Annotated in this window: 30 protein-coding genes, 1 pseudogene and 1 other annotated feature; of the genes and pseudogenes, 22 read left to right on the forward strand and 9 right to left on the reverse strand. The window is 43.9% G+C overall.

Going from position 1 to position 26,512, the window contains the following annotated elements; all coding sequences use genetic code 11:
- Positions 1 to 17: 17 nt before the first annotated feature.
- The gene (proC, locus tag ACXAFV_RS08955; RefSeq protein WP_475125844.1) at positions 18 to 845 is read right to left on the reverse strand and encodes a pyrroline-5-carboxylate reductase; all 828 of its coding nucleotides are present in this window, start codon (positions 843 to 845) and stop codon (positions 18 to 20) included.
- 43 nt (positions 846 to 888) lie between these two features.
- Positions 889 to 1,108: a binding site (T-box leader), on the reverse strand.
- Positions 1,109 to 1,276: 168 nt separating this feature from the next.
- Here proC and ACXAFV_RS08960 point away from each other — a divergent pair.
- The 3 genes from ACXAFV_RS08960 to ACXAFV_RS08970 are packed head-to-tail and all read left to right on the forward strand — an operon-like array spanning position 1,277 to position 3,628.
- Entirely contained in the window at positions 1,277 to 2,242 is a 966-nt protein-coding gene (locus ACXAFV_RS08960; protein WP_475125846.1) for an MBL fold metallo-hydrolase, read from the forward strand.
- A gap of 14 nt (positions 2,243 to 2,256) precedes the next feature.
- Positions 2,257 to 3,051 (forward strand): SDR family NAD(P)-dependent oxidoreductase, encoded by a 795-nt coding sequence (locus tag ACXAFV_RS08965; RefSeq protein WP_475125848.1) that lies wholly within the window; start codon positions 2,257 to 2,259, stop codon positions 3,049 to 3,051.
- A 49-nt stretch (positions 3,052 to 3,100) separates the two neighbouring features.
- A complete protein-coding gene (locus tag ACXAFV_RS08970; protein ID WP_475125850.1) occupies positions 3,101 to 3,628 on the forward strand; it encodes a DUF3221 domain-containing protein in 528 nt (175 codons plus the stop codon).
- A gap of 72 nt (positions 3,629 to 3,700) precedes the next feature.
- On the opposite strand, the gene ACXAFV_RS08975 is transcribed toward ACXAFV_RS08970, so the two are convergent.
- A complete protein-coding gene (locus ACXAFV_RS08975) occupies positions 3,701 to 4,606 on the reverse strand; it encodes an alpha/beta fold hydrolase (RefSeq protein ID WP_475125852.1) in 906 nt (301 codons plus the stop codon).
- A gap of 393 nt (positions 4,607 to 4,999) precedes the next feature.
- Between ACXAFV_RS08975 and ACXAFV_RS08980 the strand changes: the two genes are divergently transcribed.
- The 4 genes from ACXAFV_RS08980 to ACXAFV_RS08995 all read left to right on the forward strand — a co-directional run bounded on the left by ACXAFV_RS08980 (position 5,000) and on the right by ACXAFV_RS08995 (position 9,116).
- Positions 5,000 to 5,854 carry a GRP family sugar transporter gene (locus ACXAFV_RS08980; protein WP_475125854.1) on the forward strand — a complete coding sequence of 285 codons (855 nt, stop codon included), beginning with the start codon at positions 5,000 to 5,002 and terminating at the stop codon, positions 5,852 to 5,854.
- Positions 5,855 to 5,932: 78 nt separating this feature from the next.
- A complete protein-coding gene (locus ACXAFV_RS08985; protein ID WP_475125856.1) occupies positions 5,933 to 6,718 on the forward strand; it encodes a glucose-1-dehydrogenase in 786 nt (261 codons plus the stop codon).
- Positions 6,719 to 7,495: 777 nt separating this feature from the next.
- Entirely contained in the window at positions 7,496 to 8,758 is a 1,263-nt protein-coding gene (locus ACXAFV_RS08990) for a Y-family DNA polymerase (protein WP_475125859.1), read from the forward strand.
- Between the two features lie 22 nt (positions 8,759 to 8,780).
- Entirely contained in the window at positions 8,781 to 9,116 is a 336-nt protein-coding gene (locus ACXAFV_RS08995) for a YolD-like family protein (protein WP_475125862.1), read from the forward strand.
- A 57-nt stretch (positions 9,117 to 9,173) separates the two neighbouring features.
- Here the strand turns inward: ACXAFV_RS08995 and ACXAFV_RS09000 are convergent, their stop codons facing one another.
- Positions 9,174 to 9,389: a CDGSH iron-sulfur domain-containing protein gene (locus ACXAFV_RS09000; RefSeq protein ID WP_475125863.1), complete on the reverse strand. Its 216-nt coding sequence runs from the start codon at positions 9,387 to 9,389 to the stop codon at positions 9,174 to 9,176.
- 128 nt (positions 9,390 to 9,517) lie between these two features.
- Here ACXAFV_RS09000 and ACXAFV_RS09005 point away from each other — a divergent pair, with 128 nt between their 5' ends.
- Positions 9,518 to 9,850: an iron-sulfur cluster biosynthesis family protein gene (locus tag ACXAFV_RS09005; protein ID WP_475125865.1), complete on the forward strand. Its 333-nt coding sequence runs from the start codon at positions 9,518 to 9,520 to the stop codon at positions 9,848 to 9,850.
- Between the two features lie 15 nt (positions 9,851 to 9,865).
- On the opposite strand, the gene ACXAFV_RS09010 is transcribed toward ACXAFV_RS09005, so the two are convergent.
- From ACXAFV_RS09010 to ACXAFV_RS09025, 4 genes are all read right to left on the reverse strand, one after another.
- On the reverse strand, positions 9,866 to 10,783 hold the full coding sequence (locus ACXAFV_RS09010) for an aminoglycoside phosphotransferase family protein (protein ID WP_475125867.1): 918 nt from the start codon (positions 10,781 to 10,783) through the stop codon (positions 9,866 to 9,868).
- Positions 10,783 to 11,709, reverse strand: a complete 927-nt coding sequence (locus ACXAFV_RS09015; RefSeq protein ID WP_475125869.1) for an alpha/beta hydrolase — start codon at positions 11,707 to 11,709, stop codon at positions 10,783 to 10,785. The genes ACXAFV_RS09010 and ACXAFV_RS09015 overlap by 1 nt, the downstream gene beginning before the upstream one ends.
- Before the next feature lie 137 nt (positions 11,710 to 11,846).
- Positions 11,847 to 11,978 carry a hypothetical protein gene (locus tag ACXAFV_RS09020; RefSeq protein WP_475125871.1) on the reverse strand — a complete coding sequence of 44 codons (132 nt, stop codon included), beginning with the start codon at positions 11,976 to 11,978 and terminating at the stop codon, positions 11,847 to 11,849.
- Between the two features lie 67 nt (positions 11,979 to 12,045).
- A complete protein-coding gene (locus tag ACXAFV_RS09025) occupies positions 12,046 to 12,945 on the reverse strand; it encodes a hydroxymethylglutaryl-CoA lyase (protein WP_475126110.1) in 900 nt (299 codons plus the stop codon).
- A gap of 184 nt (positions 12,946 to 13,129) precedes the next feature.
- Between ACXAFV_RS09025 and ACXAFV_RS09030 the strand changes: the two genes are divergently transcribed.
- The 5 genes and pseudogenes from ACXAFV_RS09030 (at position 13,130) to ACXAFV_RS09050 (ending at position 16,237) form a co-directional block, all read left to right on the forward strand.
- On the forward strand, positions 13,130 to 14,317 hold the full coding sequence (locus ACXAFV_RS09030) for an acetyl-CoA C-acetyltransferase (RefSeq protein WP_475125874.1): 1,188 nt from the start codon (positions 13,130 to 13,132) through the stop codon (positions 14,315 to 14,317).
- A gap of 36 nt (positions 14,318 to 14,353) precedes the next feature.
- The gene (locus ACXAFV_RS09035; RefSeq protein ID WP_071618544.1) at positions 14,354 to 15,043 is read left to right on the forward strand and encodes a CoA transferase subunit A; all 690 of its coding nucleotides are present in this window, start codon (positions 14,354 to 14,356) and stop codon (positions 15,041 to 15,043) included.
- Between the two features lie 18 nt (positions 15,044 to 15,061).
- Positions 15,062 to 15,724 (forward strand): CoA transferase subunit B, encoded by a 663-nt coding sequence (locus ACXAFV_RS09040; protein ID WP_475125876.1) that lies wholly within the window; start codon positions 15,062 to 15,064, stop codon positions 15,722 to 15,724.
- Between the two features lie 110 nt (positions 15,725 to 15,834).
- Positions 15,835 to 16,040 (forward strand): annotated as a pseudogene (locus ACXAFV_RS09045) (hypothetical protein).
- On the forward strand, positions 16,007 to 16,237 hold the full coding sequence (locus tag ACXAFV_RS09050; RefSeq protein ID WP_446243507.1) for a YqkE family protein: 231 nt from the start codon (positions 16,007 to 16,009) through the stop codon (positions 16,235 to 16,237). Before ACXAFV_RS09045 ends, ACXAFV_RS09050 begins: the two are co-directional and overlap by 34 nt.
- A gap of 409 nt (positions 16,238 to 16,646) precedes the next feature.
- Here ACXAFV_RS09050 and ACXAFV_RS09055 read toward each other — a convergent pair whose 3' ends face one another.
- Both ACXAFV_RS09055 and mciZ read right to left on the reverse strand, forming a co-directional pair.
- On the reverse strand, positions 16,647 to 17,570 hold the full coding sequence (locus ACXAFV_RS09055; RefSeq protein ID WP_475125878.1) for an aldo/keto reductase: 924 nt from the start codon (positions 17,568 to 17,570) through the stop codon (positions 16,647 to 16,649).
- 149 nt (positions 17,571 to 17,719) lie between these two features.
- Entirely contained in the window at positions 17,720 to 17,851 is a 132-nt protein-coding gene (gene mciZ / locus ACXAFV_RS09060) for a Z-ring formation inhibitor MciZ (RefSeq protein ID WP_475125879.1), read from the reverse strand.
- Positions 17,852 to 17,932: 81 nt separating this feature from the next.
- Between mciZ and ACXAFV_RS09065 the strand changes: the two genes are divergently transcribed.
- From ACXAFV_RS09065 to ACXAFV_RS09105, 9 genes are all read left to right on the forward strand, one after another.
- Positions 17,933 to 18,481, forward strand: coding sequence for an NUDIX domain-containing protein (locus ACXAFV_RS09065; protein WP_475125880.1), 549 nt, complete (start codon positions 17,933 to 17,935; stop codon positions 18,479 to 18,481).
- Positions 18,482 to 18,653: 172 nt separating this feature from the next.
- The gene (gene spoIIM, locus ACXAFV_RS09070; protein WP_475125882.1) at positions 18,654 to 19,307 is read left to right on the forward strand and encodes a stage II sporulation protein M; all 654 of its coding nucleotides are present in this window, start codon (positions 18,654 to 18,656) and stop codon (positions 19,305 to 19,307) included.
- 109 nt (positions 19,308 to 19,416) lie between these two features.
- The gene (fur, locus tag ACXAFV_RS09075; RefSeq protein ID WP_172251411.1) at positions 19,417 to 19,872 is read left to right on the forward strand and encodes a ferric iron uptake transcriptional regulator; all 456 of its coding nucleotides are present in this window, start codon (positions 19,417 to 19,419) and stop codon (positions 19,870 to 19,872) included.
- Positions 19,873 to 20,133: 261 nt separating this feature from the next.
- Positions 20,134 to 20,361 carry a YqzK family protein gene (locus ACXAFV_RS09080; RefSeq protein ID WP_475125883.1) on the forward strand — a complete coding sequence of 76 codons (228 nt, stop codon included), beginning with the start codon at positions 20,134 to 20,136 and terminating at the stop codon, positions 20,359 to 20,361.
- Between the two features lie 6 nt (positions 20,362 to 20,367).
- Positions 20,368 to 21,261 carry a site-specific tyrosine recombinase XerD gene (xerD, locus tag ACXAFV_RS09085; protein WP_475125884.1) on the forward strand — a complete coding sequence of 298 codons (894 nt, stop codon included), beginning with the start codon at positions 20,368 to 20,370 and terminating at the stop codon, positions 21,259 to 21,261.
- A gap of 302 nt (positions 21,262 to 21,563) precedes the next feature.
- Entirely contained in the window at positions 21,564 to 22,748 is a 1,185-nt protein-coding gene (gene deoB, locus ACXAFV_RS09090) for a phosphopentomutase (protein WP_475125885.1), read from the forward strand.
- A 102-nt stretch (positions 22,749 to 22,850) separates the two neighbouring features.
- Complete coding sequence (locus ACXAFV_RS09095; RefSeq protein ID WP_475125886.1) at positions 22,851 to 23,666, forward strand: purine-nucleoside phosphorylase; 816 nt, start codon at positions 22,851 to 22,853, stop codon at positions 23,664 to 23,666.
- A 64-nt stretch (positions 23,667 to 23,730) separates the two neighbouring features.
- Positions 23,731 to 25,035, forward strand: a complete 1,305-nt coding sequence (locus ACXAFV_RS09100; protein ID WP_475125888.1) for a pyrimidine-nucleoside phosphorylase — start codon at positions 23,731 to 23,733, stop codon at positions 25,033 to 25,035.
- Positions 25,036 to 25,240: 205 nt separating this feature from the next.
- On the forward strand, positions 25,241 to 26,407 hold the full coding sequence (locus tag ACXAFV_RS09105; RefSeq protein ID WP_475125890.1) for a D-alanyl-D-alanine carboxypeptidase family protein: 1,167 nt from the start codon (positions 25,241 to 25,243) through the stop codon (positions 26,405 to 26,407).
- The last annotated feature ends 105 nt before the right edge of the window (positions 26,408 to 26,512 follow it).

A 26,512-nucleotide genomic window follows, 5' to 3' on the forward strand; every position in this document is an offset into this window, starting at 1 on the left:
ATCTGCTTTTCAAGATTTTACTTCATTTGATTTACAATCAATTCTTTTCCCATTTCCTGAGAACGGTTCATGGCAGAATCCACACATTTTGAAAATGCCTCACTGACACCGTATTCTTCAAGAACGGATATGCCTGCTTCTGTCGTGCCTCCTGGACTGGTCACATTTTTGCGCAGTGTCGCGGCTTCCAGGCCTGAATCTTCAAGCATTTTGGATGCACCCGCAATGGTTTGCGTAATCAATGCCCGGGCAAGCTCCTTCTCAAGTCCGAGATCCGTTGCCGCTTTTTCAAGCAGCTCTGCGACATAATAAATATAAGCGGGACCGCTGCCCGATACCGCTGTGATCAAATCCATCTGCTCTTCTGGAACCTCAACGGATAAGCCGACGGAACGAAAAAATGTCAGTGTCCATTCTTTTTGCCGGTCTGAAAGAAAGTCATTATAGGTGACGGCGGTTGCTGACTTTCCGAGTGCAGCACTCGTATTTGGCATGGCTCTGGCAATGGCCCCGTTAAACGCAAGAGTTTCCCGAATATGCTTGATTGATATCCCGGCTAATACAGAGATGATGAGTGTGCCCGGGGAAAGGAAACTCCTTATTGCCGGTCCTGCATCGTGGAAATCCTTTGGCTTCATGGCCAGGATGACCACATCAAATTCTTCATTTGAAGGGAGACGGCCTTTTACCCCGTTTACACCAAAATGTTCAATTACCTCTGTTAATCGCTGGTGGTTGGCCCGGTTTATAATATACACTTCTTCTTTTTCCAAAACCTTAGCATCAATGGCTCCGCTTAATAAAGCGTATGCCATCGAACCGGCTCCGATAAACAATGTTTTCATTTTAACGTTCCCTCCTTTTGAAAAATAAAAGACCCCTTCATCCATAAAGGACGAAAGGGTCATGCTTCCGTGGTACCACCTTGTTTTATCCATCCAGAACAGCTGAATGAATACACTTGATTTCCATGTAACGCTGGAAACGTTCTTTTTTAAGACGCTCTAAAGGCAGGTTCACAGACAGAGAGGGCGACAGTGCTTTCCAGCCTATGAGCACTGCTCTCTAGCGCCATTTATCTGTTACTATTCTTTATCATCGCTTTAACTTTATATTATAGGTGATTATCTTAAAAAAGCAGCTTGTCTGTCAAGTATTTATTTCTGTATATTCACAAGATAAGAAAAATGACAAAGAAAGGAATTAGCTGTACACTATAAAATGAAGGACCATTCATTTTTTGGTCCCATCCAATACACTGGAATGTGGTGAACTAATGTCAACAACTGGTTTCGTGGATAATATCGCTAAAATCACATTGTCAACTCCGTACGCTGTGGGGGATGTCAATGTCTATTTAATAAAAGGGGATGTGCTTTCCTTGGTGGATGCCGGCCCGCTTACGGATACCGCCTGGTCTCAATTGACCAGCGGGCTGGCTGCGTTAGGCTATTCCGCTGATGATATCGAACAAATCATCCTAACCCATCATCATCCTGATCACGCTGGAATGCTGCAGCGATTTTCGGAATCTGTAAAAATAGTCGGCCACAAGTATAATCAATACTGGATCAACAGAGATGACTATTTTCATAAGGTATATGACCGTTTTTTCTATCAATTGGGTCTTGAATCGGGGCTTCCTCAAGCCTATCTTTCAGCGATTCCCAAATTTAAAAGCCCATTGAAATACATGGGATACAGAAGCTTGGATGATGCTATAAAAGAAGGAAACTCCTTACCTGGGCTACCCGGATGGAGGGTCATCGAAACCCTGGGACATGCTCAAAGTCATCTTTCTTTCTACCGGGAAAGTGACGGAGTAATGATCGCTGGTGATCATATTCTCGCCCATATCTCGCCCAATCCGATTATCGAGCCCCCTTTTGAGGGCGGTACCAAGCGCACAAAGCCGCTCCTTCAATACAATGATTCGTTGAAAAAGCTATTGGACATCCCCATTTCATATGCTTATACCGGGCATGGGGAAGAAGTTGAAAATGTCCATGACTTGATTCCGAAGAGACTGGCTAAACAGGAAGGAAGGGCAAAGGCTGTCCTTGGGATGATCCAGGGTAAACAACAAACGGTTTTCGAAATCTGTAAGCTCTTATTTCCTTCCGTTTATAAAAAGGAGCTCGGGCTTACATTGTCAGAAACAATCGGCCAATTGGATTATCTTGAATCTCTTGGGTCGATCAGGAAAGAAAAACAAGATAGCACTTACTACTACCATGCGTAATCGAGGTGAGAGAGTTGAATCATAGAATTAAAGGAAAGAATATTGTCATTACAGGTGCTTCAGGGGGAATCGGTGAACAAATGGCTTTAAAAGTAGCTGAAAGCGGAGGGAATCTGGCCTTGATTGCCCGCCGTCTTCATTTGCTGGAAAAGCTGAAACAAACTGTGGAAAGTAAATTTCAAACGAAAGTGGAAATTTATCCACTGGATGTTGCCAGATACGAAGAGGTACCAGGCGTATTTCAAGCGATCCTGAATGATTTCGGAGAAGTGCATGGCTTAATCAATAATGCGGGGTATGGCGTTTTCAAAGAGGCACATGAAGCTCCTTTTTCAGAAGTGAAGGGAATGTTCGAAGTGAACGTCCTGGGTCTGATGGCATGTACAGGGGAAATCCTTCCACATATGCGTGAACAGGGATTTGGGCATATCATCAACATCGCTTCACAGGCAGGTAAATTTGCATCTCCTAAATCCAGTGCTTATTCAGCATCCAAACATGCCGTCCTCGGATATACCAACAGCCTGCGGATGGAAGCTGCAAGATATGGGGTGCGTGTGACAGCTGTTAATCCCGGACCAATCGCCACCGATTTTTTTTCGATTGCCGATGAATCTGGTACGTACGTGAAGAATGTTGAGAAATGGATGTTGAAACCCCATTTTGTAGCAGAAAAGGTTGTTGATTCGCTCTTTACAAATAGAAGGGAAATCAATCTGCCACGCTGGATGAATGCAGGCAGCGTTGTGTATCAATTATTTCCAACATTTGTAGAAAAAGTAGGAAATAAACTTTTTTTCAAGAAATAGTGAAACCAAATAGTACTTTAGTACGTCTAATCTTATAAGGAGGGAGTCTATGAAAAAACAATCCATCTTATTCATGCTGTGTGTCTTTTTTCTTATAGGCGGTTGTGATTCGACTGCGGTCAGCAAGCCTCAGCACAATGAAAATTTCATAGGCTTTGCGACTGATATAGATCTTGAGAATAATAAAGTACTGATTAATGATGTGTGGTTTTCATTTGATAAACAAACAGAATTCAAATCTGATAAAAAGAAATCCTTACATAGTGAAGATATAAAAATCGGTCAGAAGATAAAGGTCAAGTTTGACGGCGCCTCTTCTGAATCTTTTCCTGCCAGTGCAGCTGCATATCAGTTCATTTTGCTGACCGATGAACAAAGCGTGAAACAAGGAAACGCGGTGGAACTTGTCGTGAATGATCCCCGTTTTTCCCAAGTGGTCATGCAGTCAATGGAGAAAAATCCGACAGGCATGTATTCCTTGCGCTTTAAAGACTTATCCCTCAATAGGGATGTCCACGTGCTTGTCAATATTGAGAACGAACGCGTCATCGTTCCCATTTCTACATCTGCCCATTAATGAAAGAGCGGTCAATATCGATCCGCTCTTTTTGGTAGTTGCAGATGGCTGTTTTTCGTATGTCCTTGTAAATTAAAGATGTTTCAGGATGGCTTCCGCCACGAGTTCGGGATTTTCCATGTGTATATTGTGTCCATGAGTTGTCTTTATTTCCGTCACATCGTCTGAAAGGGCCTTTAAACCTTCCTGATACCCGGTCCATTCCGGGGATTGATTTCCCGATCGAATGACAGTCAGGGGAAGCGACCGTTCAATTCTGCGGCTGTTCATCACCTGCTGAGCGGTAATGCCGCTGTCTCTTAATTCTTTGAAAACCGCTTCATAAGCTTTTGGGCTGTATCCGACGAAGGAATGGTACTTCTGAAGCTCGGGGAAAAGATATCTTCCGCCTACCTTCATCTTCAATAGACGGGGCAGTCCAGTATAAGCAGTGTAATGACCAAATTTCATCATCCGAATACTTTTCTGCCACTCCTTCTTCCTCTTCGAATCGAATTCATCTGTCTTATATCTTTGTTCACCAACAGCATCAACGAAGACGATTCCCTTCACTTTTTCCCTGTTTTCGCTTGCAAATAAGCGCACGTTCAGACCTCCATAAGAATGACCTGCGAGCACCAGCGGGGAACTCACGTCTAATGCGGCAAAAATGGCTTCCATATCTTTCACGGTGTTCAATCCGTCCCCATACTCCCTTCTGCTGCTCCACCCATATCCTTTACGGTCGAAAGAAATGGTATGGGTACAGGAGCTCAGTATTTCCTGAACCCTGTGCCAGTGCAGGGACTGTCCTGATAAACCGGCATCCATCAAGACCGTGACAGGGCCTTTTCCTTTCTCGATTACATGAAACGTACCTCTTTCTGTCTGTACCAACTTACCTGGCGGGGGCTGCTTTTCATTCATTCTTAAAATGGCGTTTGTGATGCTTGCCGGGAATAAGAGGGAGGTGATTGCAGCTTGTATCCAATGATCCACTTGATTCCTCTCCTTTTCATTCTTACATTATTCGTCAAAAAAAGAAAAAACCCTTCAACAGAAGGGTTATCCCACAAGGTACTCATACACAATATCTTCAAATATTTCATGCATCTAGTTTTCAGGTTCTTCTTTCATCCGGTTAAGTATTTCCCCATACAAATCACTATTACTAAGGGTCACCGTTTTCCTGTCATGCTCATATAGAAAAAAGGTCTTTTCAATCTTCTTACATTCATTATTTTTCCATTCTTCCACCTAGAGCGATTATACAAAACCAAATATGGGTATGCATCATTGAACAAGGAAAATGCGGATCTTATTAAAATATATGCCTACTTTTTTCCTTCAGAGGGAAACTATTGTTATCTATGTTAAAAGGGATGTGAATGTATGACGGGAATATTGTTAGCCCTGATCCCCGCAGTCGCATGGGGGAGTCTTGTGTTTGTAAGTGTAAAGCTCGGGGGGAATGCCTACAGTCAGACGGTCGGGATCACGATCGGGTCGCTGCTGTTTGCCGTTGGTGTTTTCTTCTTTAAATCTCCCGAATTATCAATGCTTGTCTGGGGTGTCGGTTTCATTTCAGGCGTGTTTTGGGCGGTGGGACAAGTCAACCAGCTCGCAAGTGTCAACTTTATAGGCGTTGCCAAAACCGTGCCCATTTCCACCGGGATGCAATTAATCGGAACGACTCTATTCGGCGTCCTGGTGTTTAAAGAGTGGACGACAACTGAAACCATAATGCTTGGAAGCGGAGCGGTCATCGCGCTCATCATTGGCGTTATCTTAACTTCCTATACACAAAAATCCGAAGACAATGACAATCAACAGTTGAAAAAAGGGCTTCTTACATTGTTAATTTCAAGTCTTGGTTACATAGCGTATGTCGTCATTGTCCGCTGGTTCAAGGTCGACGGCTGGGAAGCCATTTTACCGCAGGCCATCGGGATGTTTATCGGGGCGGTCGCCATCACCATCAGGCATAAGCCCTTCACTAAATACACAGTCAGGAATATTTTAACCGGCCTCATGTGGGCAGCTGGAAATCTTGGGTTATTGCTTGCCTTGCCGAGGATCGGGGTGGCTACAAGCTTTTCTCTCTCACAAACGGGAATAGTCATTTCGACAATAGGAGGGCTCTTCTTCTTAGGCGAAAAGAAATCGAAAAAACAAATACTGCTTGTTATTGCAGGGTGTATTCTCATCATTATCGGCGGAGTGCTGCTCGGCTATACAAAAAAATAGGACGGGCAGGCCATCAACTCTTATGTTCATGACAAGAGCGCTGCATTATAGTACTGAAAAAATAAAGGAGGAAATCCCATGTATTCAGATTTAGAAGGAAAAGTGGTTATTATCACAGGCGCTGCAACCGGAATCGGCAAGGCGATAGCCAAAAGGTTTGCCGAAGAAAAATGCAAGGTGGTCATCAACTACTTCAATGAAGATGAAAATCCACGGGAATTATTGAAGGAAATCGAACAGAGCGGCGGCACTGCTTCCATCATCCAGGGGGACGTGACCAAAGAGGAGGATGTCGAAGCCTTTGTCAAATTCGCCCATGATACATATGGGAGCCTCGATATTTATGTGAATAATGCAGGAATTGAAAATGAAGTGCCATCTGAAAGATTGTCCCTCGAAGATTGGAACAAAGTCCTGAATACAAATCTGACCGGTACCTTCCTCGGCTGCCGGGAAGCGGCGGAGTACATGTTGAAGAATAGCATCAAGGGCTCGATCATCAACATTTCATCTGTCCACGAAATCATTCCCTGGCCGCATTTCGTTCATTATGCTGCCAGCAAAGGCGGAGTGAAACTGTTGATGGAAAGCCTGGCTTTGGAGTTCGCCCCCGACGGCATCCGGGTCAACAACATTGCCCCGGGCGCCATCGATACCCCCATCAATGCAGAGAAATTTTCCGACCCCGAAAAGAAAAAAGGGGTCGAAAAACTGATACCGCTCGGCTACATCGGCGAACCTGAACAAATCGCTTCCTGTGCAGCATTCCTTGCATCAGAACAGGCAGGCTACGTAACCGGAACGACCTTGATCGCAGATGGCGGGATGACAAAGTATCCGGGGTTTCAGGCCGGAAAAGGGTAATGAAGTGAAGGAGTCTGCTCTGTGACGGGGCGGGCTCTTTTTTGCAGGCAGGAGCGAATTTGAAGGGAAGGGCTCCAGCAGAAGATGTGGAGGAGGGTTTCATCCTTTTATTAGAGGAAAACGGGATATAGTTACAGCTATATGTAAAAAAAGGTTGCTTTAAGGAAATGCCCATCTCTATATTCCTCTTGGGACTCGGGTAATGAGGATAATTGCGCCACTAATTTGAAGTATTGCGCCGGATTTTTATTAATTGCGCCAGTTCAGGGATAATTGCGCCCCTTTTCAATTTAATGCTCCACTTTCCCGATAATTGCGCCGCTTAGAATCATTCTTGTTTGTCCCGTCGTTCACTTTAATCGTTTTATGCTGCGGTTCCCCAGAGCCAGCCTCGTCCGCTTTTCTATTGTCCAGCTGCAGGGCTTAGGCACATGTCATAAGCCAAATTGTCCAAGAAGGCAAAGACCCGCCTTCATGGCCAATTCGTCTTATGCCACCCGCCTCTGATCAAAGCCCTTCCACTTTTCTAGTGTCCAGCTCCGGCGGCTAGAGGCTCGAGACATAAGTCATGCCATCCAAAAAGGCAAAGAGCGCCTTTATGGCTGCCCTGCCTTATGCTTGTCGCCTCTGAACGAGCCGACTCCGCTTTTCGGTCTCCCAATATTTTAACTCCATTCCCAGTAATTTAAGTTGAAAGCGAACGTATATTCGTATACAATCATAGATATAATAAATAAGAACGAATGTTCGATTTCGCAAAGGGAAGGAGTGAGAAGGATGACTGTCGATTACAGCAGGCTGCCGCACCACAAGATTTTATGCATCGATATGAAGAGCTTTTATGCCAGCTGTTCGGCTGTCATGCTCGGGCTTGATCCGCTCCAGTGTCACTTAGCGGTGGTCGGGGACCGGGAGCGGCAGGGGAGCATTGTACTGGCTGCGTCTCCCAAGTTAAAGAAAGACTTCGGGATTAAAACCGGGTCGCGGATGTTCGAAATTCCAAAGGATCCCCGTATTCAACTTGTAGAGCCGAAAATGGCTACCTATGTACGCATTTCCACTGAAATTACCCGCTTGTTTCATCGTTACGTTCCAAAAGACGCCATTCACACGTACAGTGTCGATGAAAGCTTCATCAAAATTGACGGGGCCACCCATCTGTGGGGGGACGCCATGACCATCGCCCGTAAAATAAAAGATGATATGGAAAGGGAGTTTCAGCTTCCGTGTGCGATTGGAATCGGACCCAATATGCTTCTGTCCAAACTCTGTTTAGATCTTGAAGCAAAGAAGGAGGGGATTGCAGAGTGGCGGTATGAGGACGTGCCGGAAAAGCTGTGGCCTCTGTCCCCCCTCAGTGAAATGTGGGGAATCGGCCGCCGTCTTGAAAAGACGCTCAACCGGATGGGAATCTTCTCGGTCGGGCAGCTGGCGCAGTATGAGCTCGAAAAACTCGAAGCGAAGTTCGGGGTGATGGGCAACCAGCTGTATTATCATGCCTGGGGTGTGGATTTATCGGAAATCGGGGCTCCGATCATGGAAGGGCAGATCAGCTTCGGAAAAAGTCAGATTCTCCTCAGGGATTATAAGGAAAGGAAGGAAATCAAGTCTGTCATTCTCGAGATGTGTGAAGAAGTGGCAAGGAGGGCAAGGACGCATAAGAAGGCTGGAAGAACCATCAGCTTTGGGATCGGGTACAGTCAGGAAGAATTCGGAGGCGGGTTCCACCGCTCCAGGACAGTGGAAGAGCCGACCAATATCACAATGGACTTGTACAGAGTCTGTCTCGAGCTTTTTGAAGAGAATTATAACGGAAAGACCGTCCGGAAAATATCCATAGCCCTTTCAAATATTGTGGAGGATGAAACAATGCAAATTTCCTTATTTGATCCCAAACGCTGGGAGAAGCGGGAATTGGGGTATGTGGTGGATAGGATTCGCCGCAAGTATGGGTCGGCTTCCCTGCTCAGGGCGGTATCCTATACAGAAGCAGGAACGGCGAGACACCGTGCGCGGCTCGTCGGAGGACACAAATCGTGATGAATCCGGGAGGTGAGCAAGTATGATTCGTGACCGCGGAAGAATCAAATGGACGTCCATGATGCTGCCGGAGCATGTGAAATTACTACGGGACTGGGCGAAGGAAGATACGTATGAAAAAAGAAAAGAGCTTGATGAACAAGAATTAGAAGTATTGAACGAAGTAGTGGCGGAAGCGATGGAGTTTGGTAAAGCCGTATCGATCACTCATTATGTGAATCATCGGCATGAGCTGCTTGTCGGAGCCATTCACCATGCGGATTCTTTGGAAGGGAAGCTGCATGTGGTGGACCGGGATGAGAAAGTTCACTATATTCCTTTATCGGGGATCACGGATATCCGCTTTTTTGAAGAGTGAGAAGGCCACTGGCACCAATAAAAAGAGAGACTTTGCAAAGTCTCTCCGCTTTCATGATTATTCCTCATCCAACACTTTCTCCGCACGCACACAAGATTCGAATTTCCCCTTGTGAGAAGCGTCGCAGAACGGCATTTTAGTAGATAAACCGCAGCGGCAAAGTGAGAAGACTTGCTTCGTAGGAAATACATTTCCGTCTGCATCAATCAATTCGACATCCCCGGTCACCCGAAAAGAACCGTTGTCATTGACTTTGATTTGAGCTTTTGCCATGAAAAACCACCCTTTCTATAAAATACAAAAGTTTCCCCATTATGATAGTAAAGTGAAAAATGGAAAAACGCAATATAATAAAAGAAATCAGAAAAAATATGATAGGATGGAAGGGAGGAGGAAGTCACATGAAAATTCAATTTACAGATGCAGCCACAGAAAAGATCAACGATAAAATAGCAGGCCGGGAAGGCTATTTAAAACTGAAATATGATATAGACGGATGCGGTTGTGTAGTAAGCGGCATTCCGACCTTATGGTATGTGACAAAACCGGATGAAATTGATGATATGAAAGTCGAAACCAATCGTTTTCCGATATTAGTGGAGAAGTCGAAAACGGTTTTTCTTGATGAGGAATTGAAAATCGATTTCTCAACAAGCAGTAATACCTTTCAACTGAAAAGTCCGGGACAGATCTTAAACGGAAGAATGAACTTCATCCTGTACCCTGGAGAATAGAGAAAAAGCCGGTCCTCAAGAGGAGCCGGCTTTATTTTCGTTCATGAGTCTCTCATACATTTCCGCAATGGCCGCCCCGTTTTCCCAGCAGTCGCTCCCGTCCTCAGTACACCAGCAGGCAGACAGGACGGAGTGACAGAATCCGTAAGCAATGAGCCTTTCATAGGAAAGGGAAAGCAGGGAAGATAAGGTCAGAGTCCTGAATTTTAAAAGTTCATAAGGCTCATCATGGTCCTTCCAGTGATTCAAGGTGTACTGGATGCAATCATATTCCCGCTCGCCGACCAGGCCTTTGGGATCGATTGCGGTCCAGCCCGACGCTTCTGAATACAAGATGTTTTCGTGATGCAAATCACCGTGAAGTAAATACTGTTCGTTTGAAGAGACGAGAAGCTGAGGGAACAGCGATTCTGCTTGTGCGATCATTTTTTCCGGCAAGGGACCGGTACCGTCATTAAAACGGGTTCTGTATCGCCCAATTCCTTCTGACCAGGCTTCGACATCAGGGAATGAATAAGAAGATGAAGGCTTATGCCATAACTGCCGGGCGACCGATGCAAAGATCTCCAGCCGGGCTTTTTCATCGCGTAAAGAATGCAAAGCATGACCGGGCTGTAAATGCGACAGGAGTATCCAGCCTGCTTCCTCATCCAAATCGATTACTTTCACCATAGCATCACCGGTGAACTCCCGGAGTGCGTGAAACTCATTTGAAAAATCTTTATTGGGGTACCCCATTTTTAACACCGCAGAAGTACCGTCTGTAAGTAAGACAGGGACAACGAAATTATAACTTAATGAAAAAGGCTCGCCGAATGTCAGGTTATATTTTTCCTTGAGGGAGAGAATTGTCTGTTCGGCCAGATTTGTCCAGACCAAACCCGACTCTCCATACATCGCTTTCATTTTTGAACGAAAGTAATCCGGAATCATCACGCTCCCTCCGTTCGGACGACGACTTCATCCAGAAACTGTTGAATGACATGGTCATATTTCTCTGGGTCCTCGTTGTATGATTGGGCATGGGTGCCGCGGAAATCCAGATGCATCATTTTGTCCCCCTGCTTATTATGAAATAAGTCTTCTGTCATTTTCGGCAGGATGTAGTCATCCTCCATACTGTGGATGAACAGGACAGGCTTTTGGATATTTTGAATGACCGAAATGGGGGACAGCTCTTTTAACGAATAGCCCTCGCGTAATTTCAAGGTGCGATTTACCAGCGGCAGCAGAAATCTAGCAGGTACTTTAAGTTCGACACTCATCCGGTAGGCAAGTTGTTCGCCAAAATCGGAATAAGGACAATCTGCAATGTAAAAGTCGGCCCGATCCTCGACGCTTCCTCCGTAGAGCAGCATGGTGGCTGCGCCCATGGACTCACCATGTATGCCAAAAAAGACATCATCACCCTCCCGGCGGATCAATTCATCAACGACGGCTTTCAAATCGAATTTTTCGTAATATCCGTAGCTGGTCGTTTTGCCTCCGGATCCTCCATGACGGCGATGGTCATAGATGATGGCATTGAATCCCTTCTTTATAAATAAATTCATGTATTTGATGGAATTAAGTTTGTTTTCAGTGACGCCATGCGCAAAAATCATATATTTCTTATGAGGATGGGGTGTTACGAAAATAGAGTTGAGATGATATCCATATGGGGAAGGGATGGTCACCTCTTCTTTCGGGAGTTCGTCATACTCCTCCTGAATGAGACGGAGGGCATTGATTTCCCGTGTTCGAACGAGTTCATCATCTTTCTTGGGAAGGTAGAGAAAGGTATTCGTAATGAAATATCCCAACCCGCCAATTCCGAGAGCGGAAAGGGCACCTCCTAAAAAGAGAGATCTTTTTTTCATACATTTCACCTCATTGTCTTTCAGTAATGCTTACATTTTATCATTAAGAGGAAAGAAGTGGAATTTAAATACTGAGGGACCGTTGGGAGATAAAGACAAAAGAAGAGCCCCCGATACGGGGCTCTTCTGAAGGTGAATCAAGATTTGGCATTTTGACGTTTAGTCGGGTGAATCGCTTTATCAAGCTCTTCCGCAGATAGGGTATTCGAGACTGTATCACTGTTTGGCTTTCCTTTTTGACTAGACCCTTTTTCACGTTTCTGACTCATGTTTTCATCTCCTCTTAGCATTAGATTAATCTTAGAATGCTCGAGGGGATAAGCTGATATTCAGCAATTATTGATTCAATTCATAAAGTCTGTAATAGCCGGTATCGATCGGCCGGCTGATGTGAGGCTTCACAACATCAATCGCTTGTGAAAGCTTTTCTAAATCGATCCCGGTGGACACTCCCATTTCTTCAGCCATGTATACAACGTCTTCCGTTGCAACATTTCCTGTGGCTCCCGGAGCAAAAGGGCATCCTCCCAGTCCGCCGGCAGAAGCATCAAAGCGATCAACCCCAGCCTGCATGGAAGCGAGGATATTAGCCAGGGCAAGCTTCCTGGTGTCATGGAAATGTGCAGTCAAGAGTATGTCCGGCATCTCCTTTTTTAGTAAAGTAAATAGGGTATACGCTTCAAGGGGATTCGCACGCCCCACCGTATCCGCAACACTCAACTCGTCGACGCCCATCCCGACGAACCTCTTGCAGAGGGAAAGTGTAGCTCCAGGCTCGATTTTTCCTTCATAAGGACAATAAAAAGCTGTCGAGATACACGCTCTCACAAAATATCCCCGGTCTTTTAACTGAGCAATGAGAGGCTCAAGATCTGCAAGCGCCTCTTCTGTTGTTTTATTGATATTTTTTTGATTGAACGTACTGCTTACCCCTACAAATACAGCTACAGCCTTGCAGCCGGTTTCGTATACGCGATCGAGCCCCTTTTTGTTCGGAGCAAGAACGAAGTCACGCGAGTCACTCGTTAAGCAGGAATCAACGATATCCCCGGCATCCTGCATCTGAGGGACCCATTTAGGAGACACAAAGGATGTCAACTCCATTTCCTTGATGCCGGATTCCTTCAGGCGTAATATAAATTCTTTCTTCGTATCGGTCGGTACGAAGTTCTTCTCATTTTGTAAGCCGTCGCGCGGACCCACTTCGATAATTGTGATATTTTTAGGTAATTTCATCATTTCCCGCCCCCTTGTTTTTATTGTAGGAAAATTTCGACAACAAAATCAACTAAATTTTTTAAGAAAGAGAAAGGAAAATGAAGCGTTTACATCGAAAATGTTAAAGTGGAGATATTTTTGCCTATTCTCTAGAGGGTAGAAAATCATTCAAATCAGTCAGTATGGAATGGGAGGAAGAGAAATGTCGAATGAAGTTGTAATCGTAAGCGCTGTACGTACAGCGATTGGGAGCTTTAACGGCTCATTGAAGGATGTTTCAGCTCCTGAGCTTGGAGCGATCGTCATTAAAGATGCTCTTGAAAAGGCCGGTCTGAAAAAAGAAGATGTAGATGAAGTCATCATGGGGAATGTCCTGCAGGCAGGATTAGGTCAAAACCCTGCCAGACAGGCATCCATAAAAGCAGGATTACCCGAAAGCGTACCTGCTATGACGATTAATAAAGTATGTGGTTCCGGATTGAAAACCGTTCACTTGGCAACTCAGGCTATTCTTGCAGGAGATGCCGATATTATAGTTGCAGGCGGAATGGAAAATATGAGCCAGGCTCCATATTTATTAAAAGGAGCAAGAAATGGATTCAAAATGGGAGATCAGAAGGTAGTGGACAGCATGATTTCCGATGGCTTGTGGTGTGCTTTCAATGATTATCATATGGGAGTGACAGCTGAAAACCTGTGTGACCGCTATTCCTTATCACGTGAAGAACAGGATGAGTTTGCAGCGTGGAGCCAGGAGAAAGCAAGTGCTGCCATCGAGTCAGGCAGGTTCAAAGATGAGATCGTCCCTGTACATATCCCTCAATGCAAAGGTGATCCGGTTGAGTTCAGCCAGGATGAATTTCCTCGCAAGGGCTCAACTGCAGAGAAATTGTCCGGACTTCGTGCGGCATTTAAGAAGGATGGCAGTGTGACAGCCGGCAATGCTTCCGGAATCAACGACGGAGCGGCTGCTGTTGTAGTCATGTCAAAGAAAAAAGCAGATGAGCTGGGGATTACTCCTCTTGTTACAATAAAAGGAAATGCAAATGCCGGTGTCGATCCTAGTGTAATGGGGATTGGTCCGGTAGCAGCCGTCAAGAAGGTGCTGGAGAAAACAAAGCTGACGATCGAGGATATGCAGCTGATCGAAGCCAATGAAGCGTTTGCTGCACAATCCCTGGCCGTTGATAAAGAGCTTCGCTTCACACGGGATGCTCTCAATGTAAATGGGGGAGCCATTGCTTTGGGTCATCCGATTGGAGCTAGTGGAACAAGGATTCTGGTGACCCTTATCCATGAGATGAAGAAAAGACAGGTAGAGCATGGGTTAGCTACTTTATGTATCGGTGGAGGCCAAGGTGTAGCGACAATCGTAGAGTTGCATCAATAAAAAGGCTGACTGAAAAAGAACTGAGGAGGGAATACAATGAAGCAAGTTTATACTTCATACAGTGAAGCAGTGGCGGATATACAGGACGGAGCCACTCTTATGGTAGGGGGATTTGGCCTTTGCGGAATTCCGGAGAAATTGATTCTTGCCCTGGTGGATAAAGGCGTCAAGAACCTGACAGTCATCTCTAACAACTGCGGTGTGGATGACTGGGGACTCGGATTATTATTGAAAAATAAGCAGATTGATAAAATGATCGGTTCTTACGTAGGTGAAAACAAAGAGTTCGAAAGACAGGTGCTGTCAGGAGAGCTTGAAGTGGAATTGGTTCCTCAGGGAACTTTGGCGGAGAAGATCCGTGCAGGCGGCGCCGGCATCCCGGCATTCTATACACCGGCAGGAGTCGGGACACCGGTTGCGGAAGGAAAAGAAACGCGTACCTTTAATGGTAAAGAATATCTATTGGAAGAAGCATATACAGCTGACTTCTCGCTGGTCAGAGCCTGGAAAGCAGATAAGATGGGGAACTTGGTATATAACAAAACGGCACAGAACTTCAATCCGATGATTGCCGCTGCAGGGAAGGTAACCATTGCAGAAGCGGAAGAAATAGTAGAAATTGGAGACATTAATCCGAATGAAGTACACACTCCAAGCATCTATGTTCAACGATTGGTTCAGGCAGAGCAGGAAAAACGTATTGAAAGAAGAACAGTCAAAGCCTAGAAGGGAGAGTGGAAAAGGATGGATCGTGCAAAAATGCGTGAAAAGATTGCCAGAAGAGCGGAAAAAGAAATTCAAGATGGTTTTTATGTGAATTTAGGAATTGGAATGCCGACCTTGGTCGCTAACTATATCACAGAGAATAAACAGGTTGTGCTTCAGTCGGAGAATGGGCTGCTCGGAATCGGTCCTTATCCGACAGAAGAAGAATTGGATGCAGATTTGATTAATGCAGGGAAAGAAACGGTCACTGCCATCCCCGGTTCCTCTTACTTTAACAGTGCGGAATCCTTTGGGATGATCAGGGGAGGCCATATCAATATCGCCATCCTGGGAGGAATGGAAGTAGCCGAAAACGGTGATCTTGCCAACTGGATGATCCCTGGAAAAATGATCAAAGGTATGGGCGGCGCAATGGACCTTGTCCATGGTGCCCAAAGGATCATCGTCATCATGGAGCATGTGAACAAAGCTGGTGAAAGCAAAATCCTTAAAGAGTGCACGCTGCCTTTAACAGGTCAAGGAGTAGTCGATCGAATTATCACCGACCGTGCCGTCATGGATGTAACAGAAAACGGCCTGCTTCTACGCGAAGTGGCGAATGGATTCACAGTCGAAGATATTCTATCTTCCACAGCAGCCGAGCTGGAAGTGGCAGAAGACGTGAAATTGGAAGCATACTAATAACATCATTTACCATCCGATAAGAAAAATCTCTTTTCTTTCGGGTGGTTTTTTATTTAGTATTGATATATTTTAAAAGAGAGTTCGTTGTTATTATACTGTTCCAGCTTTTGATTGGAGTGCAAGACGAAGACTCCTGCGGGAGAAGCGAGTTAGGTGAGACCCCGCAGGAGCAGCGCGACGAGGAGGCTCAACAACCGCCCGCGGAAAGCGAAGTCTTGCACGGAAATCAAAAGCGGCGGAGAGAAGTATAATACAATTATTTAGTCAGGGGGATTTCCAATGTCCAAGAAAAAGAAACAAGAAGCAGAGTTGACGTTAAAGAACTCAATAAATGCAGACTTATTCGAACAGCTCAAAAACAAGAAAAAAGAGCTGGAACAAGTGGAAGAAGTGAAAAAAGAAGAAGAGCGTCAGCGAAAAGCGGAGGAAAGAAAACAAAGAGAGAAGAATAAATCGTTTGAAGAATTATTGAATGAAAGTGATATGAATTGGGAGAATTATAAGAAATAAAGTTTTCCTACAGATAGAAATAGCTGCAGTGAGTATTAACTGCAGCTATTTCTATGTTGATTATTTTACACATACTCTTCGCCCATGATGAAAAATTAATATTTTTATAATTCGACTCACTTATGGGCGGTGATTTCAATATATAGGCGGAATTTCGAATATAAGGGCGATATTTTCGATATAAGGGCGATATCCCGAATATAAGGGCGATATTTTCGAAATAAGGGCGATATCCTGAATATAAGGGCGAAATATCAACTATTCGATAAAAACCGCCACCCTGCCCAACTTCAATCAATATCCCCCTCACTTCGAACCCAATCCAACTCCGAACCCATCAAAAAACCACCGGCAAAGGCCGGTGGTGAAACAACCTGACATATTTTCTTGCCTGGACTAGGAACACCGTTTAGTCCCGGTGCTGCTCATATCGAGAAATCTTCGTCAAATGAGTCAAGACCCCGAGCTCTTCCGGAGAAAGAGGAGGCTGATTAACTGCCTGGATATTTTCCTGCAGCTGGCGGGTCGAACTGGCCCCGGGAATGACCGAAGCGACCGAATGATGAGCAAGGTCATATTGAAGGGCCAGCTCATTCATACTGCGCTGATCCGCTGCTTTGCCACGAATGGAGTGCAGGACTTCTTCAAGCTCTGCAAATGTATAATCCAAGTATCCATTCTCTTTTATTTTCTCAGAAGCCTTCGAAAGCATTTTTTCACTAAGAAGACCTTTTGCAAGGGGACCTCGTGCAATGATGCTCACATGGTGCTCATCCAGAAGGTCCATCCATTCCTCGGGACGGCGGTCCAGCAGGCTGTACTGCATCATCACGCTTTGCATGGATGATTGGGGCAATACTTTTTTAATGACATTCGGGCGTATGGAAGAAATCCCGTAATGGCGGATATAGCCCTCTTCCTTCAATTCTTCAAATGCCTCTATACTGTCCTCGAAATTGTCTTCAATGGTTCCGCCGTGCAGCTGATATAAATCGATGTAATCCACTTTAAGTCTGGCAAGGCTATCCTTAACAGCGGACTTTATATATTCCTTGGACGGGTCCCATCGCCAACCCTCTTTGACATCATTCCACCGGTTTCCAACTTTCGTGGCGATGATCACCTTGTCCCTGACTTCTTTCAGAGCATTGCCGACGATATCTTCATTCGTGCCGAAATCATATAAATCGGCTGTATCAAAATAATTAATGCCGTTTTCCAGGGCAGTTTGAACGATTTCTTTCGCTTTCTTCTCATCGGTGCCAAGCGACATACAGCCAAGGCCCATTTTTGAAACATACAGGTCAGAGTTGCCAATTTGTCTTTTTTCCATGATAACCGTCCTTTCGATTCATTCATTATCTATTATTTTAACGAAAGCAGGGACGGTTAAACAAAAGATACGATTTTTGATTACGTATTTTAATGCAGCTCTGATAATCACCGGTGTTGAGACCCGTACAAGATTTGGCTTTCCACCGTCTATTCTTTTATGGATGTACTCGTCCACTCCTTGACGGTATTATATTTCTTGCTGTATTCCTTCAGCTTTGCCCTGACTTCCCATGCTTTCCCGGCAAGAACGACTCGGTTTTTCTCTACGATTACCTGCAATATCGGTCACCTCATCCTTTCTATGAAATATGGTAAAATGTATGAAGAAAACGTGATTGTGAGAACAAGGAGAGTTGTATAGTGAAAAAATTCGAAGAGAAGACGCTAAATAGTGAAACGATTTATCAAGGAAAGATCATTGATCTGCAAGTTGATGAAGTTCAGCTCCCGAACGGAAAGACGTCCAAAAGAGAATTGATCAAACATCCGGGGGCCGTTGCGGTCATCGCTTTGACACCGGAAGGCAAGATCGTGATGGTGGAGCAGTATCGGAAGGCTCTGGAAAAATCAATCGTTGAGATTCCTGCAGGTAAGCTTGAGCCAGGCGAAGAACCGGTCATAACGGCTGCAAGGGAGCTGGAAGAAGAAACCGGGTACGGTTGTGAAGCACTTGAGCACCTAATTTCCTTCTACACGTCCCCAGGGTTTGCAGACGAACTTGTGCATCTATACATAGCAAAGGATATTACTCGTATAGAAGAAGCAAGAGAACTTGATGAAGATGAGTTTGTTGATCTAATAGAGGTGACGGTGGAAGAAGCTTTAGGGCTGATTAAAGAGAGAAGGATCTATGATGCCAAAACTGCCTATGCCGTTCAGTATCTCCAACTCCAGAAATTTTATAAATGAACACTTAAGAGACGCCGCTCTTTAACCTTAAAGCGGGCGTCTCTTTTTTAGATTGGCTTTGTATGGTCCATTAAGTGTGTGAGTATGAAAAGTAGTTAAAAGATATCCGGCCGCATATCCTTGTCCCATCCTGCATATATTCTACTAATCGATATCTAGGAGGAGCATTGTGATGCGCAAAAAATTATCAAATTCAAATCCACTCGTTCAACATGTACAAGCACATTCCTCAATCTATTTATTTATCATTACGCTGTTTTTAATGGGAATAATCTTTGGGGCAATCGTGGTGAATTCATTGTCTTTTGCTCAAAAAGAAGATTTATTATTTTACTTGAATAAGTTTTTCGGTGAGATTGAAGGGGGAAGAATTACATCGGCAGAAGAACTGTTCAGACAAAGCTTCCTTCATAACGTAAAATATCTTGGCCTGATTTGGATATTGGGTATTTCAATCATTGGTCTGCCCCTGATTTTTGTGCTGCTTTTCATGAAGGGGGTCGTAGTCGGATTTTCTGTCGGCTTCCTTGTAAATCAAATGGGATGGAGCGGGTTTCTTCTATCTTTTGTCAGCGTATTGCCTCAAAACATCATCATCATTCCGGCATTCATCTTCATCGGTGTGATCAGTGCCGGTTTTTCTCTTACGCTAATACGTAAAATTTTTATGAGGCACAGTGCATCCATGCAATTTCAAATTATCCCCTTTTTATCAAGATATGTTATTTTCTTCGTCATTGCAGTGGGGATTGTGACGGTTGCGGCCAGTATAGAAGCATATCTCTCTCCTAATTTAATGGAAGCCGTCATTACCAGATTAAAATAATCGTTATTATATAATAATGATTTCATTTTCTTCATTATAATAATTTTATTTTGCTTATTCCTCCCTTTTTGATATAATAATAAAGACATTGACGAGGGAGGGAAGGACTATGGAAAGTCGTATTGAACGAATTAAAAAACAGCTTCATTCCGCTAGCTATAAGTTGACTCCGCAGCGTGAAGCTACTGTACGTGTGCTGCTAGAGCATGAAGAAGATCACCTGAGTGCCGAAGATGTATACCTCCTCGTTAAGGAAAAATCTCCGGAAATTGGACTGGCGACTGTGTATCGTACACTCGAGTTGCTTTCTGAACTGAAAATCGTTGATAAAATCAATTTTGGTGATGGGGTATCCCGATATGACCTGCGTCAAGAAGGAGCCGCCCACTTTCATCATCATTTAGTGTGTATTGAATGCGGAGCGGTGGATGAAATACAGGATGATCTGCTTGAAGACGTTGAAAAGATTGTTGAGAGAGATTGGAAATTCAAAATTAAAGACCACCGATTAACCTTTCACGGCATCTGTTCAAGATGTCAGGATAAAGAGGAAGAATCTGAATAGTAAATGAAAAAGCCCTGAAGAAGCTGGTTATTGTTTCATCCTGAAACGATTTTATACATATCTTTAAGGGCTTTTTTTAATCAGCCTCCGGGTCACCGCGGAAAGCGAAGACTTACACGGAAATCAACTGCGGTGTTTAACAGACCAAAAAAGATGAAAAATTACGTCCCCCTTGGTATAAAACAGCCCAAAAACGTCATAGCTTGTATTATAGAGACGGATGGACTGTGGAAATATCATATTTATATGGAGGACAACCCTATGAAAAAAGGACTTGGAGTGGTCTGGCAGACCATTAAGGTATTTATATTATTTACTGGATCTACGATATTATTTTATTATGGAATCATATGGATAAGCGAAGAATACGAAGGTTATCACAAGTACGATGAGCCAGAGGGAGCCGCGGTTAAAGTGTTTTCTTCAGTCACAGATGAAGAAAGTCATTGGTACGATCGATTACTATTTTTTTATATGAACGGGGAGTAATGCAATTTGGAAGACGAGATTAAAGATTATTTGCATTTTTTGATTGTTGAGAAAGGTCTCGCTAAGAATACGATTGAATCCTATCAGCGTGACTTAAGGAACTATGCACTGTACTTAACCAATGTAGAAGAGATTGCAAAGCTCAATGAGGTCACCAGAGTGAATATCGTCCAGTTCTTGGGACATCTGAAGGATCAGGGGAAATCCTCCAAAACCATTGCCAGACATGTGGCTTCGATTCGATCATTTCATCAGTTCCTACTCAGGGAAAAGAGTACGGAGCAAGACCCGACCGTGCATATTGAAACGCCAAAGACAGAGAGGAATTTACCAAGGATATTAAGCATAGAGGAAGTGGAAGCGCTGCTTGAAGCTCCGGAGGAATCTACTCCTTTGGGGATGAGGGACAAAGCGATGCTGGAAATACTCTACGCAACAGGTATACGTGTAAGTGAACTCATTTCTCTTAAAATGGAGGATGTCCATCTGACAATGGGGTTTGTCCGCTGTATCGGTAAAGGGAATAAGGAAAGAATCATCCCGATCGGAAAGACTGCCATGTCTGTCCTGGAAAAGTATTTGGAAGATGCAAGGCTGAAATTGAGGTCGAAAAAGCATAAGGATGATCACCTGTTCTTAAATCACCATGGTAAAGGCTTAACAAGACAGGGATTTTGGAAGAACCTGAAGGCGCTTGCTAAAAAAGCAAATATCGAAAAAGACTTAACTCCTCATACATTGAGGCATTCATTTGCCACGCATTTATTGGAAAACGGTGCCGATTTGAGGGCCGTCCAGGAAATGCTCGGCCATGCTGATATATCTACGACTCAAATTTATACACATGTAACCAAAACCCGCTTGAAAGATGTTTATTCGAAATTTCATCCGAGGGCATAATGAAAGAGAGAGACTTCTTAAAGAAATTGTCATAACTTTAAGGGGTTCTCTCTTGTTTTTTTTATTAGGGATAAGTAGAATATAGATGTCAGACTTCTGACGTGAATCTCTTTCGATTGATACGTCAAGGTTAGGGGTAAGATACGCTTAGGGATACAAAATGTAACCGCTTTTTTAGTGCCTTACCGAAGCTGAAGCGGAACACCCGTCTTTTCCAGATGCTAAAGTGGCATCTGAAATGTTTTCTAATACAGGCTTAATCGTATTGTACAAATAAAGCAGCTATAATAGGAGGATTTTAAATGAGTAGCTATACATATAAGAGAGTTCACTTGATTGTAATGGATTCAGTGGGAATCGGGGAAGCTCCTGATGCTGAACTGTTCAATGATCAAGGGACGGATACTCTGGGGCATATCGCTGAACATATGAATGGGTTGAATATGCCGAATATGGCAAAATTGGGACTTTCGAATATCAAGGAAGTGAAAGGGGTGGAAAAAGCAGAATCTCCACTCGCTTATTTCACGAAAATGCAAGAATCGTCTGTAGGGAAAGATACGATGACGGGTCACTGGGAAATTATGGGACTTCATATCGATACTCCATTCAAAACGTATCCTGACGGCTTTCCTGAGAAACTGATTCAAAAGCTTGAGGCCGAGACAGGCAGAACAGTGATCGGAAACAAGCCGGCAAGCGGAACGGCCATTATTGAAGAGCTTGGAAAAGAACACATGGAAACAGGGGCGCTGATTGTTTATACATCTGCAGATCCCGTCCTGCAAATCGCAGCACATGAAGACATCATACCAATTGAAGAACAATATAAAATTTGTGAAATTGCACGTGAAATTACAATGGATGAAGAATTCCTGGTAGGACGTGTCATCGCCCGTCCATTCGTTGGCGAGCCGGGAAGCTTTAAGCGCACATCCAACCGCCACGATTATGCATTAAAGCCATTTAACCGCACTGTAATGAATGAATTGAAGGATTCCGGATTCGATGTCATTGCACTTGGTAAAATTTCCGATATTTATAACAATGAAGGCGTAACGAAAGCAATTCGTACGAGACATAATATGGACGGGATGGATGTTTTCATTAAAGCGTTCGATGAATCGTTTACGGGGCTCAGTTTCTTGAATCTGGTCGACTTCGACGCCTTATACGGTCACCGCCGGGATCCGGAGGGCTATGGAAAAGCACTGGAGGAATTCGATGCACGCCTTCCGGAGGTTTTTGAAAAGATGACAGAAGATGATCTCCTCCTCATCACTGCCGATCATGGAAATGATCCGACAGCTCCAGGAACAGATCATACGAGGGAATATGTACCGCTTCTGGCATACTCAAAACGCTTCAGCAAAGGAAATGAACTTCCTGTAAGAGAAACCTTTGCAGATATCGGTGCGACGGTAGCGGATAACTTCAATGTGGAAATGCCGAAATTCGGAAAAAGCTTTTTATCAGAATTGAAATAAAAGATCATAGACAATAAAACAGTATAAGAGATGAATGGAAAATGCAGATTCTCCATCTCATCTCCTCTTTCTGTTTAGACTATTAAAAAGGAGTTATTTAAAATGAATTTTGAAACGATACAAAATGCTGCAAGTCATTTAAAAAATCAATACACAGGTCAGCCGCGGATCGGTCTGATCCTGGGCTCGGGATTAGGTGTGCTGGCGGATGAAATCCAAAATGCCGTGAAAATTCCTTACAAAGAGATACCGGATTTTCCTGTTTCAACAGTGGCAGGTCACGCAGGACAGCTTGTGTTCGGTCAATTGTCAGGTCAGGAAGTCGTTGCCATGCAGGGACGTTTCCATTACTACGAAGGATACGGATTCGATAAAGTGACATTCCCTGTTCGAGTTATGAAAGAACTTGGTGTGGAAATCCTCATCGTGACCAACGCGGCGGGCGGAGTGAACGAAAACTTCGAAGCGGGAGATCTGATGTTGATTTCTGATCATATCAACAATATGGGAGGAAATCCTCTAATCGGAGCGAATGATTCCCGACTTGGAGCAAGATTCCCTGATATGTCGCAGGCTTATGATAAAGAACTGCGTCAGAAGGCAAGAGAAATTGCAGATGAACTTTCCTTGAACATTCAAGAAGGTGTTTATGTAGGAAATACTGGTCCTGTATACGAGACACCGGCAGAAGTGAGACTTGCCCGTACATTAGGCGGAGACGCTGTAGGGATGTCCACTGTACCTGAAGTTATTGTTGCCCGCCATGCGGGTATTAGAGTACTGGGGATTTCCTGCATTTCAAATATGGCAGCCGGAATATTGGATCAGCCCCTATCACATGATGAGGTAATTGAAACAACCGAAATGGTTCGTGCTAACTTCCTGTCTTACGTAAAGGAAATTGTTAAGTCAATTTAACGTATGAATGTCCTGGTAAAAAGGACGGGAACTGATTAAAATTTATAGAAGCAGGTGATCGGAAATGAGAATGGTAGATCTGATTGAAAAGAAACGTGATGGTAAAGAACTGACAACAGAAGAAATCAAATTTATTATAGATGGATATACAGACGGATCAATTCCTGATTATCAAGTAAGTGCCTTGACGATGGCAATTTTCTTCAAGGATATGAGTGAAAGGGAACGTGCTGATTTAACGATGGCTATGGTAGAGTCTGGGGATCAGATTGATTTATCGGCTATTGAAGGTATAAAGGTCGACAAGCATTCAACAGGCGGGGTCGGGGATACGACCACTCTTGTACTTGGACCATTAGTGGCATCTGTCGGTGTACCTGTCGCTAAGATGAGCGGGAGAGGACTCGGACATACCGGAGGAACCATTGACAAGCTTGAAGCAGTTGAAGGGTTTCATGTAGAGATTGAAAATGATGAGTTCATTCGATTGGTGAATAAAAATAAGTTAGCCGTTATCGGACAAAGCGGAAATCTGACACCAGCGGATAAAAAGCTCTACTCATTACGTGATGTGACAGCAACTGTTAACAGTATCCCGCTTATTGCAAGCTCTATCATGAGCAAGAAAATCGCTGCAGGAGCAGACGCGATTGTCCTTGATGTCAAAACGGGTGCAGGAGCATTCATGAAGACACTTGAGGATTCTGAAAATCTTGCCAAAGCGATGGTGAACATCGGTAATAATGTTGGAAGAAAAACAATGGCCGTCATCTCGGATATGAGCCAGCCGCTCGGATATGCGATCGGGAATGCTTTAGAAGTAAAAGAAGCGATTGATACACTTAAAGGTGAAGGTCCTGAAGACTTAACTGAATTATGCTTAACACTTGGAAGTCATATGGTATATCTTGCAGACAAAGCTTCATCATTAACAGAAGCAAGAGAATTACTGCAAAAAGCAATAGAAGACGGATCAGCTCTCGAAAACTTCAAAGTATTCCTTGAGTCGCAGGGAGGGGATGCATCTGTAGTCGATAATCCATCCAAGCTTCCTCAAGCTCAATATAAAGTAGAACTTGGGGCCAAAGAAGATGGCTATGTATCAGAGATCATCGCCGATTCAGTAGGTACTGCAGCAATGTGGCTTGGAGCGGGAAGAGCTACCAAGGAATCTGTAATCGACCTGGCAGTAGGTCTTGAATTAAGAAAGAAAATCGGGGACGAAGTAAAAGCTGGAGATTCCCTAGTGACAATCTACAGTAACCAGGAAGACATTGAAGAAGTGAAAAACAAACTATATGAAAGCATCAAGGTTTCTTCTGAGAAAGTGGATGCTCCAACCTTGATCCATACTGAAATCACAAATTAATCACAAACACTAAATGCCTTTGTGAAAGGATTCGTCCTTTTGCAAAGGCTTTTTTGTTTATTATTTGCTGAATACAAACCTGACCAAAGAAATGCTCAGCACCTCCGATAAATTTAAAATTTAATTGTATAAAAATGGTTCCGATGGAAAAAATGGTTCTATAAGTATTGATTAAAATGAGAGATTTTGATTGGAGGACAGGTAAATGAAACGTGTTACGTGTATAATGGCAGCATTTTTTCTTATAGCTTCTCTTTTGCCTTCGATTGGTTTTGCCCAGGAAAATAAATCTGAGCTTGCCCAGGCAGCAAAGTCAGCAATATTGATTGAACGGGATACAGGAACAGTTCTATATGATAAGAATAGTCATGAGAAATTAGCACCTGCTTCGATGACAAAGATAATGACCATGCTTTTGATCATGGAAGCCCTTGAGAAAGGTCAAATCAAATGGGATGACGAGGTTCGGACTAGCGAATATGCAGCTTCAATGGGAGGCTCTCAGATTTTCCTGGAGCCTGGGGAATCTATGACTGTCAAAGAGATGCTGACAGGCATTGCGATCGGCTCTGCAAACGATGCGTCAGTTGCGATGGCTGAACATATTGCGGGCAGTGAAGAGGCTTTTGTAGAGAAAATGAACAAAAAATCTGAAGAAATCGGTTTGAAGGATACGAAATTCCAAAATCCGACCGGCCTGCCTGCTAAAGATCATTACAGCTCAGCGCACGATATGAGCATGATGGCAAAAGAACTGCTGAAATATAATGAAATCACTAAGTACACCGGTACTTATGAGTCTTACCTGAGGGAAGACACGGAAAATAAATTCTGGCTGGTAAATACGAATAAGCTGGTCCGTTTTTATGATGGAGTGGACGGATTAAAAACAGGCTTCACGAACGAAGCGAAATATTGTTTAACGGCTACCGCGAAAAAAGGAAACATGAGAGTCATTGCAGTCGTATTCGGGGCTTCCACTCCGAAAGAGCGGAACAGTGAAGTGACCAAGATGCTTGATTACGCCTTCAATCAATATCAAACCAAACCTATGTTTAAAAAAGGCGAACCGCTTTCTCAGGTGAAAGTATCCAAAGGGCAAGAAAGTAAAGTGCAGGCTGTAACAGACGAGCCAATCTCCATCCTTGCCAAAAAAGGTGAAAAGCTTGATAAGGTGGAACAAAAAGTAACACTTTCTAAAGACTTAAAAGCTCCGATTAAAAAAGGTGATAAAGTAGGAACCCTGGTGATCGAGAATAAAGGGAAAAAAGTTCTTGAAAGCGAGCTTGTAGCCAAACAGGATGTAAATGAAGCAAGCTGGTGGCAGTTATACAAGCGTTCATTCGGAATGTTTACTAAAGTTGGTAACTGATACGAAAAAAAACACATATTCTGGCGAATTTCTTCTAGTTTTGTCACAGAGAAGGATATCGGCATCATAATAGCGAAATGACTCACTATACGACAGAGAAGGAGG

Source organism: Rossellomorea sp. ABR4_012, from assembly GCF_056159545.1.